Below are 14,800 nucleotides of genomic sequence, written 5' to 3'. Positions count from 1 at the left end.
ACCCGGTGACCCTGCCATCCGAACCAGCACGTCGAACCCCGGACCTGATACAGATTTTTGACGGTGGCGTCCCACGCTCGTGTATGTTCGACGACCGGTCGTCGTTGTCACGGACGCCCCACCACGCCGTCGCGCTGGACTGTCTCGAAGCGGCCATCGAGGCGGCCGCGCCGGACCGAGCGGCCCGGGAAGCGGTCGCGAGAGACGGCGAGACGCTTCGTGTCGGCGACAGCGAGTACGACCTGACTGCGTATCGCGAGGTGGTCGTCGTCGGCGGCGGAAAGGCGAGCGTCGGCGTCGCGCGGGTGATAACGGAGGTCCTCGACGACCGACTCACGGGCGGTGTGGTCGTGGCCGAACACCCCGACACGCTCGATACCGTCTCGGTCCGCGTCGGCGACCATCCCGTCCCGTCAGAGCGGACCGTCACGGCGACAGCGGCGGTCTTAGAGACGGTTCGGGCCGCCGACGCGTCGACGCTCGTCCTGTTCGTCGTGACCGGCGGGGCGAGCGCGCTGTTGACAGCGCCGGCGGGCGACCTCTCGCTTGCGGACCTCCGGGCGACGACGACCGGACTGCTCGAAAGCGGTGCGCCAATCGAGGCCGTCAACGCCGTCCGCAAGCACCTCTCGGCCATCAAGGGCGGCCAACTCGCTCGCCTCGCCGCGCCCGCGACCGTCGTCACGTTCGCGCTCAGCGACGTGGTGGGAAACGACCTGTCCGTCGTCGGGAGCGGGCCGACCGTCCCCGACGAGACGACGTACGCGGACACGCTCGACGTACTCGACCGCTACGACGTAGCCGTACCCGCTGCCGTCAGGACGCACCTGGAGGCCGGCGCGGCGGGCGACGTTCGGGAGACGCCCGGCGTCGGCGACGCGGCGTTCGACAGGGCCGAGACACACCTCGTCGGGACGAACTCGGAAGCGCTTGAATCGGCGGCAGCGGCGGCCGCGGACGCCGGTTACGATCCGCTCTTGTTGACCTCGCGGCTGCGCGGGCCCGCGCGCCACGTCGGCCCGACGGTGCTCTCGGTCGCCGAGGAGATAGCCGCGACGGGGAACCCGGTGTCACCGCCGGCCGTGGTCGTCGCCGGCGGCGAGACGACGGTCACCATCGACGGCGGGGGCGGCCGTGGCGGCCCGAACCAGGAACTCGCACTCGCCGTAGCGCTCGAACTGGACGGGCCGGCGGTGTTCGCCGCCGTCGACACGGACGGCGAAGACGGGAGTTCCGACGCCGCGGGCGCGATGGTAGACAGCGAGACGGTGCCCGACGGCGAGCGCCGCCGCGCGAACGAGGCGTTACGTGGGCACGACGCTGGGGGCTATCTCGACGGCGTCGCGGCGACGCTCTACACTGGGCCGACTGGAACAAACGTCAACGACGTTGTGGTTGTGGTAATTCCTGAGCCATGAGTGATCACGCCGGCGGCGCATCGTTCACAACCGTTCGTAAGCACCACCTACCACGAGACGGGTCGGCGATCGACCACTCCCCGCTCGGGCTTCGATACCGAGCCACAGCCATCGAGTCGACCGGTTGTAAGGAGATTTTAACAATACCGATGGCTCCCATCGCCTCTGGTGCCGGCACGATGTCGCGCCGTTGTGACGGTGCGCTATCAGTCGGCGTACCTGCAAACACCATCCGAAGGTACACCAACCCACTTGTGTCCGACGCAGACCACCGAGGGGTCGGCTAGCCTACCCGTGTACCCCATCCGACCCGTACAACCCGGCTGGCCGACCCCGTCTTCACTCCGATTCGACTGCCCGGCGAGACGCGTCTTCCCGTGTCGCCGGTTACGCTGTCAAGTGACCGACGAACCGGTCGTCGACCACCCTCTCGCGTCGACGTGTACGGCCGCTCCGATCGGAGACCGACGAGAAGTGAGTGTCCCGATGCAGTAACGAGCGGCGTCGTCAGTCGTCGGTTCGGGTGTCGACTAACCAGTGAACGCCGGAACAGAACGCGAACGTCGCCACTACCAGGCCCAGCAGCGTCAGCAACACGCCGTCGGTGAATCCCACGATGGCCGATAGTCCGAGGATGGCGATGCCGATACCGGAGACGACGGCGTAGTAGTGGTGCCAGTCGACGACGGCCTCGTCGCTCGGCCGATCCAGATACTCCATCAGGTGTTCTGCGGCCGGTGCCAGCGCCACGTGGCCGCGGTCCTGATTGAAGTCGACGACGCCCATGTCGTCCATCTTCGGGAGATGGCACTGGTAGAGACCGACGTAGACACGTTTGCGCTGGCTCGACGTCAGCGCGTCCATCGTCGTGTCGTTCTCTATCGCAGCGACGTGTTCGGCCAGTTTCCCGAGCGCGACGCGCTCGTCGGAGTCGAGATCGCGGAGGTAGTGAAGTACTTCGCGTCGCCGACTGTTCTTCAGAATCTCGAATATCAAATCCAGCGATAAGTCGTCTGGTTCGCTCTGTTCGGTCTCGGTGTCGCTCGCCGCTGTCTCCACTGATGCGGTGTCGTCGGGAGTCGGATCCTCTATGCCAGCGCCGGTGGTGGGTTGGTCCTGCGTGCTCATGTTGAAGCCCTCCTCGGTCCGGCAAACGGGCGGCGGTGTCAGCCACGCCGACGGCAGTGCGCTGGCCACACCCCCAGATGTAGCCGCGACAGTTGCGCCCGTCCGAACCCAAGAGCGTGTCAAATGACACACGCTTTTGGCACTTAATACTTTGTTACTTATTATATCTGATAGATTGTGGGGTACGTTACGCGTCGAGAACACACCCACTATACTGTGGTAGTGGCCGATTGCCAGTTCGCTGGCGAATCGCGCTACGAACGCCCGCGTCCGATGGTGTAAACGGGTATCGACGCGTTTTCGACGACGTCGCGCGTGTCGACCACGATACCGTTCTCGAACGCGTCGTACGCTATCGTGTCGTAGGCCTCGTGGGCCGTGACGAGGACGACCGCGTCGAACCGCGGTGCGGTCGATTCGATGTCGTCGTGTGCGAGCGGAGTCGCGGTTAGGTCCTGGACGTCGCCGACGTCGACCACGGGGTCTGTCGCGTAGACGGACGCACCGAGTTTCGAGAGGTAGCGCGCGATTTGACTGGCCGGTGCCTTTCGCGTCTCGTCGACGCCCGCGCGGTAGGCGACCCCGAGCAACAACACGTCGGCGTCCGCGACGTCGAGGCCGCGGTCACCGAGCAGCTGCACGACCGAACTCGTGACGAAGGCCGGCATCGCGTCGTTGACGGAGCGACTGGTCTCTATCAGCGGGAGGTCCGTCTCGACCTGCGACGTGAGAAAGTGCGGGTACAGCGGGATGCAGTGCCCGCCGACGCCGGGCCCCGGATCGTGGATGTCACAGAACGGTTGCGTGTTGGCCACCTCGATGGCCCGGCTCACGTCGACGTCGAGTGGGTCGACCACGCGTGCGAGTTCGTTCGCCAGCGCGATGTTGACGTCGCGGTAGATGCCCTCGAACACTTTCACGCACTCGGCGGTCGTCGCGTCGCCCGCCCGGACGACCTCGTTGCTCGTCACCTCGTCGTAGAGCAGACTCGCGACGCGTTCGCTCTCGGCGTCGACGCCGCCGACGACTTTCGGATACGCGCCGCGGATGTCTTCGAGCGCGCGACCGCTGGCCGTCCGTTCCGGACAGAACGCGACGCCGAACTCGCCGGGGTCCAGTCCGCTCCGCTCGGCGAGTCGCGGCGCGACCACGTCGCGAGTGGTCCCCGGGGGAACCGTCGATTCGACGACCACGAGGTCACCGTGTGAGAGCCCTTCAGCGATGGCGTCGACGGCCGCAAGCAGCGCCGAGAGGTCCGGATCCTTCGTCTCGTCCAACAGCGTCGGAACGATGACGACGTGTAACCGTGCGTCGGCGGCCGCGCCGGCAGGGTCGCTCGTCGCCCGGAGCGACCCGTCCGCGGTCGTCTCGGCGACCAACTCCGCGAGCCCCGGTTCGCCCTCGACCGGCGACTCGCCACGCTGGACGGCGGAAACGACGTCGGGGTCGATGTCGACGCCGGTGACGTTCCCGGTGAGGTCGGCGAAGACGGCCGCAAGCGGGAGCCCCATCTTCCCGAGGCCGTAGACCGCGACCGGAAACGCGCCCTCGACGAACGCCTCCTGGAGCGCCCGGTCAGCGCTGTCGGCGGCGTACAGCGGGCGCTCAGGTCGTACTGCAGTCACTGATACTCACCTCCTCCAGACCCAGACTCCGAGAGGACGCGACGTCGCTGATGTCGCGGGCTATCGACAGTGCCCGGAGCCCGTCTTCGCCGGTGATGCGCGGCGTGGTGCCGTCGCTGACGCACTCGACGAACGACCGGAGTTCCCGCTTGAGCGGTTCGTCGCTCTCGACGGCCGGCCGTTCGATGATGCTCTCCTGCGTGTACCGAACGTCGCCGTTCTCGGTGTGGTAGGAGGGATCGGAGTGGCGGTAGATGCGCATCGACTGGTCCATGAAGTCGACGGCGACGTGACACTCGCGGGTCGTCACGGAGAGGTCGCGGATGCGCTCTTGGGTGATTCGACTCGCGGTCAGCGAGCAGACGGTCCCGCCCGCGAACTCCATCTGCGCGTCGGCGTAGTCCCCGTCGCAAGCCCCGACGGCCGTCACGCCCACTACCTCGTCGTCGAACAGCGAACAGACCACGTCGATGTCGTGTATCATCAGGTCCATCACCACGTCGTCGTTCACGTCCCGGGAGACGGGGGGTCCGAGTCTGCGCGCGGAGGCGGCGATCGGTTCGACGTCCGCGAGGACGTCCTGCAACACGTCGACGACGGGATTGAAGCGCTCGATGTGGCCGACCTGTAACGTGACGCCCACCTCCGCGGCGCGGTCGATGAGTTCCTGTCCGTTCTGTAGGTCACGGACGAACGGTTTCTCGATGAGGACCGAGACGCCCGCCTCGATTGCCTCCATCGCGACGTCGTAGTGGAACCGCGTCGGGACGGCGACGGAGACGAGGTCGACGACCTGCAGCAGATCGGAGGGGTCGGCGACGGACGTACCGTACTCCGCGGCCGTCTCGGCGGCGGAGACGGGGTCGGCGTCCGCGACGCCGACGAGGTCGACGCCCGGTATCTCGTTGTACACGCGGGCGTGATGTGTCCCCATGCTTCCGACGCCGACGACGCCAGCGGCGAGTGGTTCTGTGCTGTTCATCGTGGGACCTCTCTGAGGGCGATAATCATTGTCTGAGTTCGGTGAGAGCGAGGGTGATAGCGCGAACGTCCCGTGACGACAGGCCGGGGTGTACAGGGAGCGACAGCACCTCCTCGGCGGCCCGTTCCGCCTCCGGGAGCGACGCGTCCACGTCGTCGTAGGCCGGTTCCTCGTGAATCGGCGTCGGGTAGTACACGGTAGAGGGCACGCCGTAGTCGTCGAGGTGGGCCCGCAAAGCGTCCCGGTCGGCACAGCGGACCGTGTACTGGTGATAGGAGTGTCGACAGTCGTCCGGTTCGACGGGCGCGACGAGGTCGGTGTCCTCGACAGCGTCGTCGAACGCCGCGGCGTGGTCGCGTCTCGCCGCGACGTACGCGTCGAGTTTCTCCAGTTGCACTCGCCCGATAGCCGCACACACGTCCGTCATCCGGAAGTTGTGGCCGACGGTGGCGTGGTTGCCGTCGTCGTCGCGGCCGTGGTCGATGAACTGCCGGAGGCGGTCCGCGACGGCGTCGTCGTCGGTGACCACGATACCGCCCTCCCCGGTGGTCATGTTCTTCGTCGGGTAGAAACTGAAGCAGGCGGCGTCGCCGAGGCTCCCGACGGGGTCGCCGCGGTAGGTCGCCCCGTGGGCCTGACAGGCGTCTTCGATGAGGACGGCGTCGTGTCGGTCGGCGATGGCCCGCAACTCCGCCATCGGAGCGGGACAGCCATAGAGGTGGACGGCGAGGATGGCGTCGACGCCGTCGACCGCTTCGGCCGTCGTCGCGACGCTCGCGGGGTCCAAGTTGTACGTCTGCGGGTCGACGTCGGCGAACACCGGCGTCGCTCCGACGTGTCTGACCGCGTTCGCCGTCGCGACGAACGAAAACGGCGTGGTCACGACGGTGTCGCCGTCACCGACACCGAGGGCTTCGAGGGCCGCGTGGAGCGCCGTCGTACCGTTACTCGTCGGCACGCCGTGTGCAACTGTACAGTACGTCGCGAACTCCTCGCCGAAGGCGTCTACCTCGTCGCCGCCGCTCAACTGGCCGGACTGCAACACGGACCGAATACGGCGCAACTCGGCCTCACCGACGTCCGGTGCAGCTATCGACATCCCGGTGTCGATCGATCGGGCGTCGGTCACGTCCGCTCACCGCCAACAGGCGACCAGTGCCGACGCCGCTCGGTCAGCTTCGATTGTACAGCTATCACGGTTTGCGGCAGGCAAAGTGAAGTCATTGTTATGCGCGCCCTGTGTCACGAAGGTGCAGACTTCACTCGGGCCCGGGGGTGACCGTATCCGCCGCCGAGAAGGGCTGGATACTACGTGGCTACCCACTCGTTTCGCCCGGGATACCGAGCGAACTCCGTATGATATGTGATACGTAACAAAGGTCGGTGCCTGTGATGGTCTCTCAACAGTGGCCTCACGACCCAGACGCCCGAGCCCTCGACGTCGTCAAGCCCGGAGGGAGTGATGACAGGACAGCACCAGCGGATATCACGCGATACCGTCTTCGAGGTGCTGAGCAACAGCCGTCGCCGCTTCATCCTCGCGACGCTCAGGCAGTCCGAGTCTCCCATGAAGGTAACGCGCCTCGCCCGGCTTATCGGTGCGTACGAGGACGACGTCCCGCCGTCGGAGATAAGCGCGACCGAGGAGAAACGCGTCTACGTCTCCCTGTACCAGTCACACATCCCGAAACTGGAAGCTACCGGGTTCGTCGAGTACGACGAGGAGGCGCGGTCGGTCGCCGAGACGGACGCGACAGGCGAGATCGACCGCTATCTCGGTTCGGTCCCGCCCGCGGTACACTGGCCGCGACTCAACGGCATCGTCTCGCTCGTCGCCGGGACCGCCTTCCTCGCCTCGGCCGCCGACGTCGGCGTGCTGACGGGGCTGTCGCCGCACACGCTCGGCAGCGTCGTCGTCCTCGTTTTCCTCTCGGTCACAGTCGCACAGTACGCCGACCACAGACGGCGCAGTACCGCCCGTCCCCCCGAACTCAGAGAACAGTAATGGCACGATACACCACACACCAGACCGGGTCACACGCGGCAATCGACGCGATTGGACGACCGTACGGACCCGACCGAACCAGACGAACAGCGTCCCGAGAGCACGTCCCGCCGGTTCTGCCGTCGCCGACCGGGGATCCGGTGGCGACCAACGGGGTGCGTCCCGATGACTGAGTCGGACCCGTGGGACGAGGTCAGCTACGTGATAAGCTCCCGGTACCGCGTCGAGACGCTCCGTCGATTGGCAGAGGGACCGGCGACGCCGTCGCTCATCGCAGACGAGACTGAACTCAGCATCGCACACGTCTCCCGGGCGCTTCAAGAGCTACGGGACGCCGGTCTCGTCACGCTGCTCGTCTCCGAAGACCGACGGAAGGGGCGGGTCTACGGTATCACGGACCCGGGGCTCGACGTCTGGACCACCATCGAGACAGAGAACATGCTGTGAGCGGGTCTCAGGTGGTCGTCGAATCCGACTCCTCCTCAGCGTCGGCTATCGCCTCTTTTGGGAGTAGCTGTTCCGGACGCCGCCGGTGTTTCGGGGTGTGTGCGAACTCCGTGATGCGTTGCCACTCGTCCGACGTCAGATGACCACTCATGCAGTATGCTACTGACTCGCACACACACTTCGTAATTTATCGGTTAGCCCTAGAAAGGGGAACTTTCCCCGGAGGATCCGGGTCAGTTCTGTTGGACGGTGATGCCCACCTTGGAGACGCGGACGGTGGCCCCCTCGTGTTCGAAACGGAACTCTATATCCGTGTCATCGTTCTGGAACAACGTATCGAGTGCATCCGGGTCGATAGATTCCGAGATGGGTGTCATCTCTATCGGGTTTTTTCCGATGGTCGATGCGAGCTGTCGCGCGACTGCGGTACTGACGTCCTCTTCAGGCCGAATTTCGATGGTGTCGTCGACACCCCCTGTGTCACATATCTCCATACGAAACGGCACACAGTATCGCTATTTATAATTTTTGTCGTGTTTGTAAATTATGTAACTGTTTATTCGCGCTCACGGCTCGGGAGAAACGACCGGCCCGTGTTCCACAGGTCGCGGACGAACGGGCCCGGATCGTCCCTGTCGAGGACGTCGAAGTGGGGCTGGGTGACCAGCGACGAGAGCGTCGCCGCCGCCGTCCGGCCCAGCGACGGTCTGGGGACGAACGGGTACGTCTCGGTGACGACGCTGAGGAGGTGGACCGCTTCGCCACGCAGGAGGTGTGACGCCGTTCCCGGGGTGTACTGCGGGTGGAACGGCCCGCTCACGCCGTTTGCGAGGTGCCAGTAGTACAGCGGGTAGTCGACGCCTGCGTGATGGTCACAGGGCATCGACGACCAGAACCGAGGGTTTATTTCGAGCATCTTGAACGCACCAGTCTCCTCGTGGCGGATGAATCCGACGGAGGCCGGTCCGTGCCACTCCAGTTCGTCGAGCAGCGCCAGCGCCGCCTCCCGGAGGTCCGGGATGTCGACGGCCTCGTGGTAGATGCTCGGCCCGCGCGGGTACTTGTAGCCGCGACGGAGCGCCTTCTGTGTCGTGAGAACGCAGTCGCCCTCGTCGTAGAGCGCCCGGACGGTGTACTCTGTGCCCGGGACGAACTCCTGTACGATGGGGACGTGACCCATCCGCTCGATGAGGTCCTCGACGTCGGGGGGCTCGCCCGGTTCGATGTATTGCGTGTTCGGTGTCGGATGAACCGCGTCCGGTTGCATCCCATCGACGTAGTGGTCTGTGACCAGTCCGTACCGGGCTTTCGAGATGAGCCGGCGGTCCCAGTCGCGCACCTCGTCGAGGAGCCACGTCTCTGGGACGTCGACGCCGGCGCGCCGGGCCGCTTCGACGAGTGCCACCCTGTCGTGGGCGACTGTCAGCGTCTCGAGGTCCGGCCACACCGGACGAACGTGTTCTGCGAACGCCTCCCGGTGCTTCGAGAGGACGAACACGTCTTCTTCCCGCACGGGTGCGATGGTCTTGACCGACGGGCGAGCGGCTACATCCAGCAACACGTCACGGTAGTCGTGCAGGGACGTGTGGGGGTCAGGAAGCGAGACGCGTTCGTCGACGTACTTCGAGGCGAACGTCGGCGGGGACGGACGCTCCGATGCAGCTATGGTTCTGATTCCTCGCTGACCGAGTGCTCTGACGAGACTCAGTGACGCGGCGGACGTGTTCGATACGACGACGGCCGAACCGCTTTGTCTCTCTGTCTCTTCCATAGCGATTCGACGGAACGACCAACAAATGTAAGCAACACAATATCCGGAATAAGCTCGGCTTTCACAGCGGTGGTCTCATTCGTCGGCGGCGAGTGTCAGCGAGAGTCCCTCGCGGAGGGTCACCGACGCCTCGAAGCCGAGGTGGTCGCGAGCGTCTGCCACGGCGGCCTCGCTCCGGTCGATGTCTCCCTCCCGGGGCGGGACGTGCTCTATCGGTACGGTAGCACCCACCACGTCCCGCACCGTCTCGGCGAGGTGAGTGATGGTGACGCTCTCGCCCGTCCCGACGTTGAACGGGCGGCCGACGGTGTCGGTGGTCGCCGCCCGCAGGTTCGCACGTACCACGTCCCCGACGTAGACGAAGTCCCGGGTCTGCTCGCCGTCGCCTTCGACCGTGAGGGGGTCGCCGGCCTGTGCCTGTCGGACGAAGGTACCGATGACGCCGGCGTACTCCCCGTCGAGGCCCCGCGGCCCGTAGACGTTGAAGTACCGGAGCGGCACCGTCGGCAGGCCGTACGTCTCCGCGTAGAAGGCGGCGTACTGTTCGTTGAGTCGTTTCTCGAAGCCGTACGGCGAGGCGGGGTCGACCGAGTCGTCCTCCGAGACGGGGACAGCGGCGGGGTCCCCGTAGACGGCGGCACTGGAGGCCAGTACGACACGGGCGTCGTGGCGGCGCGCGCACTCGAGGACGCCGACGGTCGCCGATCCGTTCAGGTCGTGACAGGCGACCGGCCGCTCGACGGACTCGGGGACGCTGACCATCGCGGCTTCGTGGAACACCACGTCGGCCCCGGCCATCGCCTCGTCGACGGTCGATTCGTCCCGGACGTCTCCCTCGACGACGGTGACGCCCTCGGGGAGGGAGTCGCGTGACCCCGTCGAAAAGTCGTCTAAGACGGTCACGTCGTTCGTCGGCGCGAGGGCGGCGACGAGGTGGCTCCCGACGAACCCCGCACCGCCCGTGACGAGCACCGCTCGGTCGCTGAGCGAGTCCAGTGCCATCTCGACCGATGGGTGCGTGGACTCGGCGTAAGTTATGCGGTGGCGAACCCCGCATTGGGTGTGCCTACGGGTCCAGCGCGGCGGGACGCGGGCGTCGGTCACGTCGGCGTCCGACCGCCGCTCGCCGAACGGTGAGTATAACAATGACTGTCACTCTGAAAGTCGTCGCTGATGACGGAACAGGTCCCGTTCACGGACGTCTACGTCGACCGCGACATCGTCGACAGCGTCGTCGAGACGCTCGAATCGCGACGCTACGTCAAAGGCCCGCGAGTCGAGGAACTCGAAGCACAGTTCGCAGAGACGTGTGGCGTCGACCACGCCGTCGGCGTCAGTAGCGGGACGGCCGCACTGTATCTGGCGATGAAGAGCGCCGGCATCGGCGAGGGCGACGAGGTACTGGTCCCCGGCCACACCTTCTTCGCGACGGTCAGTCCGGTCGTCGAACTCGGCGCCGACCCGGTGTTCGTCGACGTAGACCCCGAGACGTACACGATGAGCGGGACAGACCTCGCGCGTACGGCCGCCGCCGCCGAGGACCCGGCGGCCGTGGTCCCCGTCCACCTCTACGGGCACCCCGCCGAGATGCAGACCGTCCGGAGCGTCGCCGACGCCCACGACCTGACGGTCATCGAGGACGCCTGTCAGGCCCACGGGGCGACCTACTGCGGCGACCCCGTCGGGAGCCTCGGCGACGCCGCCTGCTTCAGTTTCTACCCGTCGAAGAACATGACCGTGGCCGGCGACGGCGGCATCCTCGTGACGGACGACGAAGGTCTGGCTCGGACGGCCCGGGAGCTACGCAACCACGGCCGCGACACAGACGGCAACCACGTCCGAGTCGGACTGAACCATCGACTGGACGAGGTCAGTGCCGCCGCCGGCCTCGAACAGCTATCACATCTGGCCGACTGGAACGCCGACCGGGCGGCCGCCGCGAACCGCTACCGCGACCGCCTGGCCGATGTCGACGCCGTCCAGCTTCCGGTCGAACGCGACGAGGCCACCCACGTCTATCACCTGTTCGTCGTGCAGGTACCCGACAGAGACGGTCTTCGGGCCTATCTGGACGACGAGGGGGTCCAGACCGGCATCCACTACGACCCGCCGGTCCACCTGACGCCGGCGATGCGGGACCACCTCTCCGAGGTTCCCTCCCTCCCCGAGACGGAACGGCTCTGTACGCGCATCGTCTCGCTTCCGATGCACCCCCGCATCACGGACGAGGAGATCGACCGCGTCTGCGAGGCTATTCGGGGGTACTACGCATGAGGTACGGCGTCGTCGGCACGGGCTACTGGGGGAAAAACCACGTCCGGGTCGCCCGCGAACTGCTGGACGAGGGGCGACTTGACGACGTGGTCATCTGCGATCAGGACGAGCGCCGCGTCGAGTCGCTCGCGGACTCCTACGACCTGCCCTACGTCACCGATATCGCGGAGATGGACGTCGACGCCGCGACGGTGGCGACGCCCTCGACGACCCACCGGGCCATCGGGACGGACATGCTGGAGCGTGGCATCGACCTCCTCGTCGAGAAACCGCTCGCGTTGAACGCCGCAGACGCGTGGGACCTCGTCGAGACGGCCGAGGACAACGACTGCTCGCTGGGCGTCGGGCACATCTTCCGCTACCACCCGGCGCTCCGGGCGCTGAAACGCCGCGTCGACCGCGGCGAGCTCGGCCGCATCAAGTACCTCCAGACGCGGCGGTTCTCCTTCCGTGTGCCCCGCCAGACGACCGGCGTGCTGTACTCGCTCGCCGTCCACGACGTCGACGTCTACGACTACCTGCTGGACGCGCGCCCGGACACGGTGCACGGGCGGTTCGACTCGTTCGTCCGCGAGGACATCGTCGAGACGTCGACGCTGACGCTGGGGTACGGTAACGTCACCGGCGTCATCAACTCGTCGTGGCAGATTCCCGTCTTCGATAAGACGCGTGACCTCGTCGTCGTCGGGTCGAACCGCTCGGCGTACATCGACTACCTGGAGAACACGAAACTGGAACTGTTCGACGCCGAGGTGTTCTCGGACCCCGAGGACGGCCTGAAGTCGAGAAACGACGGCGCTATCGTCCACACGACGGACGACGAGGAACCGTTAAAGACCGAGGTAGAGGCGTTCGTCGACGCCAGCGAGAGCGGCCAGCACCCACCCGCCAGCGGCGAGGTCGGGGCCCGCGCCGTCGAGACGCTGGAACACGCCGAGCGCTCGGCCGCGAAGAACGAAGTCGTCACGGTCGACCGGCCCGGACTCGCGAAGCAGTTCTGAGTGGCGCTGTGGAATCTCGTGAGTGGGTCGTCGACAGTCGGCCCGGATTCTCGGGCATTCACTGGTGTAGGCGTCGCAGAAGTCGGATGGGTCGTAGGGAACACCCGACGGAAACGAGATGGCCGCGAAGCCACTCCTACGATTCTAGCGGAAGGATTTCGATGGCGTTGATCTGCGGATTCTCGACGACGTGTGTGAAGTCGACGTCGATGGTCCCGTCACTGGTGACCGTGAAGGACTTCATCGCGCCGGTTTGGTCACCGTACGCTTCGATAATGTCGAAGTTTTCGACGGTCTGGTCCTCGACGCTGATGTCGAACACCCGGTCGCCGACGAAACTCGTTCCGCCATAGCCGTCGTAAAAGTACAGGCGAACTTCGGCCTGCTCTCCCTCTGGCACCGGGAACTCGTATTGCATCTCGTCCCCAGAGCCCGGGTCCCAGCGTTCTGTCTCCCATATCTGACTGGGCGTCCCGCTGGGGACCGAGCTATCTATCGAACTCGGCTGGCCGTGCGAAGACGTGTTATTACCCCCTGCGACCAGATAGTCCGTCAGCGGGTCCCACTGGTCTCCGTTCGAGGCAGTGAAGCCGCCGCCCGCGTTCGCCTGATACAGCGGACGAATTACTGGCGCGGTCGCACAGAACCGAATATTACCGATAGCCTTTCCATTCGACGGGGTGACCGAACCGCTCATCTTCTGGCCGACCGACGTGTGCTCGCAGTCTGGGCCGGCTTTCACCACGATATCCGTTATCGTGTACGGATAGGAGTCCCACTCGAGTGACTCTATCTCGTCGTCCTCGTCGAGCGTAATCGTGGGGAACGAGAAATTCGACGCCGGGTCCAGATCCGTATCAGTCTTCTCGAAGACGAGTTCGTTCTTCCCGTCGTCGTCGGTATCCATTGCTTCGTATTTCGCTACGAGTTGGCTCCCATCGGGATTCGAACAGGTCCCTTTCCCATTACTTTGTGTTGCCGCAGCAGTCCCAGTAAGACCAGTAACACCAATTGCCCCGGCGACGGTCCCCTTGAGGACTGCACGGCGAGACGTCTTTCGCTTTTCTGTCATGAGTTGTACGCTACACGTCCTGTGTAACGACAACCAGTCCAGTCCATCACCCGTTTGTTATAGTGCTGTTTCGACGATTATCTCGATGCTAACGGCTATGTCGCTGACTTGGAACTCGAAACCACACACGCTATCTAACGGTCCGGATCGGCCGTAGACCCGGGGACGAGGGATGCGGCAGCTCCCTTCTGTCAGTCTTGCGCCAGCGGTTGCTCCGCGGTTCGCTCGACGTCGAACTCCGGGACGGCTGCGTCGTCGAAGATGTCCGTGTACGAGGCGGCCGTCAACTGGACGCGGTGCCCGCCCAGTTCGGTATACGCCGGCTGGAACGGCGGGAAGTCGAGGGCGCGAATCTTGTCGTACACCGCTAACTGAGTCGCCTCGTCGTCGTCGGCCAGCCGTTCGGGCGGGATCAGTTTCTCGCCGTCCAGACTCTCCTTGGTGTAGAAGTACCGCTCGCCGTCGTAGGCCGCCTGCGGCGTCGCTAGCCGGCGAACGTCGCCGTCTTTGAGCGTCGGCAGGTGTTCACGGAACATCGCGACGGAGGCCTCGGTGACGCGGTCGTACAGCGTGCGGGCGGTGTCCGTCTCGCGGATGGGGACGAAGTCCCGAGCGAGGACGTCGCCGGCGTCGACCGCCGGCGCCATGACGTGGAACGTCGTCCCGTACTTCCAGTGGTCGTCCTCGCGGGCGTTCATGATGGCGTGGCTGAAGACGTTGCTCCCGCGGTAGCGGGGCAGTTCCGCCTGATGGAGGTTCAGCGGCGCGACGTTCGGGTGGTCGAGCAGGTCCTCGCCGAGGATGTTCGGGTAGTAGACGCTCACGAGGTAGTCGACGTCGTAGTCGAGGACGTCACGCTCGTCCGCGCGCGTGACCACTGTGTGTCCGAGGCGCTCGGCCCGGTCGTACAGGCACCCGTCCCACCACGTGTCCTCGTCGGGGCCGTAGGTGACGACGAGTTTCACGTCGAAGTCGTCGTCGCCGGTGAGTCGTTCGAGACATCGTTCGCCGAGTGGGTGGCTCCCCATGAACGCGACCGAAGGCATGGCCCGTCCTAGCCCAACAGCAGTCGTAGTT

The 14,800-nt window shown here is 65.6% G+C and carries 15 protein-coding genes; 5 read left to right on the top strand and 10 right to left on the bottom strand.

The window, feature by feature from the left end; translation table 11 throughout:
• Positions 1–83: 83 nt before the first annotated feature.
• Positions 84–1,418, top strand: a complete 1,335-nt coding sequence (locus IEY28_RS04030; RefSeq protein WP_188994747.1) for a glycerate kinase type-2 family protein — start codon at positions 84–86, stop codon at positions 1,416–1,418.
• A gap of 507 nt (positions 1,419–1,925) precedes the next feature.
• Here IEY28_RS04030 and IEY28_RS04025 read toward each other — a convergent pair.
• The 4 genes from IEY28_RS04025 to IEY28_RS04010 form a co-directional block, all read right to left on the bottom strand.
• Positions 1,926–2,546, bottom strand: coding sequence for a DUF7344 domain-containing protein (locus IEY28_RS04025; protein ID WP_188994746.1), 621 nt, complete (start codon positions 2,544–2,546; stop codon positions 1,926–1,928).
• Between the two features lie 254 nt (positions 2,547–2,800).
• Positions 2,801–4,171 carry a nucleotide sugar dehydrogenase gene (locus tag IEY28_RS04020; protein ID WP_188994744.1) on the bottom strand — a complete coding sequence of 457 codons (1,371 nt, stop codon included), beginning with the start codon at positions 4,169–4,171 and terminating at the stop codon, positions 2,801–2,803.
• Positions 4,152–5,153 (bottom strand): Gfo/Idh/MocA family protein, encoded by a 1,002-nt coding sequence (locus IEY28_RS04015; RefSeq protein WP_188994741.1) that lies wholly within the window; start codon positions 5,151–5,153, stop codon positions 4,152–4,154. Before IEY28_RS04015 ends, IEY28_RS04020 begins: the two co-directional genes overlap by 20 nt.
• Before the next feature lie 25 nt (positions 5,154–5,178).
• Positions 5,179–6,252 carry a DegT/DnrJ/EryC1/StrS family aminotransferase gene (locus IEY28_RS04010; protein WP_188995695.1) on the bottom strand — a complete coding sequence of 358 codons (1,074 nt, stop codon included), beginning with the start codon at positions 6,250–6,252 and terminating at the stop codon, positions 5,179–5,181.
• 363 nt (positions 6,253–6,615) lie between these two features.
• Between IEY28_RS04010 and IEY28_RS04005 the strand changes: the two genes are divergently transcribed.
• A complete protein-coding gene (locus IEY28_RS04005; RefSeq protein ID WP_188994739.1) occupies positions 6,616–7,158 on the top strand; it encodes a DUF7344 domain-containing protein in 543 nt (180 codons plus the stop codon).
• Between the two features lie 165 nt (positions 7,159–7,323).
• The gene (locus IEY28_RS04000; protein ID WP_188994738.1) at positions 7,324–7,605 is read left to right on the top strand and encodes a MarR family transcriptional regulator; all 282 of its coding nucleotides are present in this window, start codon (positions 7,324–7,326) and stop codon (positions 7,603–7,605) included.
• Between the two features lie 7 nt (positions 7,606–7,612).
• On the opposite strand, the gene IEY28_RS03995 is transcribed toward IEY28_RS04000, so the two are convergent.
• From IEY28_RS03995 to IEY28_RS03980, 4 genes are all read right to left on the bottom strand, one after another.
• The gene (locus tag IEY28_RS03995) at positions 7,613–7,756 is read right to left on the bottom strand and encodes a hypothetical protein (RefSeq protein WP_188994736.1); all 144 of its coding nucleotides are present in this window, start codon (positions 7,754–7,756) and stop codon (positions 7,613–7,615) included.
• 82 nt (positions 7,757–7,838) lie between these two features.
• Positions 7,839–8,099, bottom strand: coding sequence for a HalOD1 output domain-containing protein (locus IEY28_RS03990; RefSeq protein WP_188994734.1), 261 nt, complete (start codon positions 8,097–8,099; stop codon positions 7,839–7,841).
• Positions 8,100–8,161: 62 nt separating this feature from the next.
• Positions 8,162–9,376: a carboxylate--amine ligase gene (locus IEY28_RS03985; RefSeq protein ID WP_188994732.1), complete on the bottom strand. Its 1,215-nt coding sequence runs from the start codon at positions 9,374–9,376 to the stop codon at positions 8,162–8,164.
• 75 nt (positions 9,377–9,451) lie between these two features.
• The gene (locus IEY28_RS03980; protein ID WP_188994730.1) at positions 9,452–10,378 is read right to left on the bottom strand and encodes an NAD-dependent epimerase/dehydratase family protein; all 927 of its coding nucleotides are present in this window, start codon (positions 10,376–10,378) and stop codon (positions 9,452–9,454) included.
• Between the two features lie 171 nt (positions 10,379–10,549).
• On the opposite strand from IEY28_RS03980, the gene IEY28_RS03975 reads away from it, so the two are divergent.
• Positions 10,550–11,650 (top strand): DegT/DnrJ/EryC1/StrS family aminotransferase, encoded by a 1,101-nt coding sequence (locus IEY28_RS03975; RefSeq protein ID WP_188994728.1) that lies wholly within the window; start codon positions 10,550–10,552, stop codon positions 11,648–11,650.
• Positions 11,647–12,651 (top strand): Gfo/Idh/MocA family protein, encoded by a 1,005-nt coding sequence (locus tag IEY28_RS03970; protein WP_188994726.1) that lies wholly within the window; start codon positions 11,647–11,649, stop codon positions 12,649–12,651. Before IEY28_RS03975 ends, IEY28_RS03970 begins: the two co-directional genes overlap by 4 nt.
• Before the next feature lie 136 nt (positions 12,652–12,787).
• On the opposite strand, the gene IEY28_RS03965 is transcribed toward IEY28_RS03970, so the two are convergent.
• Together IEY28_RS03965 and IEY28_RS03960 are read right to left on the bottom strand one after the other, a co-directional pair.
• Positions 12,788–13,558 carry a malectin domain-containing carbohydrate-binding protein gene (locus IEY28_RS03965; protein WP_188994725.1) on the bottom strand — a complete coding sequence of 257 codons (771 nt, stop codon included), beginning with the start codon at positions 13,556–13,558 and terminating at the stop codon, positions 12,788–12,790.
• Between the two features lie 356 nt (positions 13,559–13,914).
• On the bottom strand, positions 13,915–14,769 hold the full coding sequence (locus tag IEY28_RS03960; RefSeq protein ID WP_188994723.1) for a methionyl-tRNA formyltransferase: 855 nt from the start codon (positions 14,767–14,769) through the stop codon (positions 13,915–13,917).
• Between the last annotated feature and the right edge of the window lie 31 nt (positions 14,770–14,800).

It is taken from the genome of Haloarcula pellucida (assembly GCF_014647235.1).
Lineage (GTDB): Archaea > Halobacteriota > Halobacteria > Halobacteriales > Haloarculaceae > Haloarcula > Haloarcula pellucida.
Note: the sequence above shows the minus strand (reverse complement) of the source record. Positions and strands in the feature narration are given on the sequence as shown.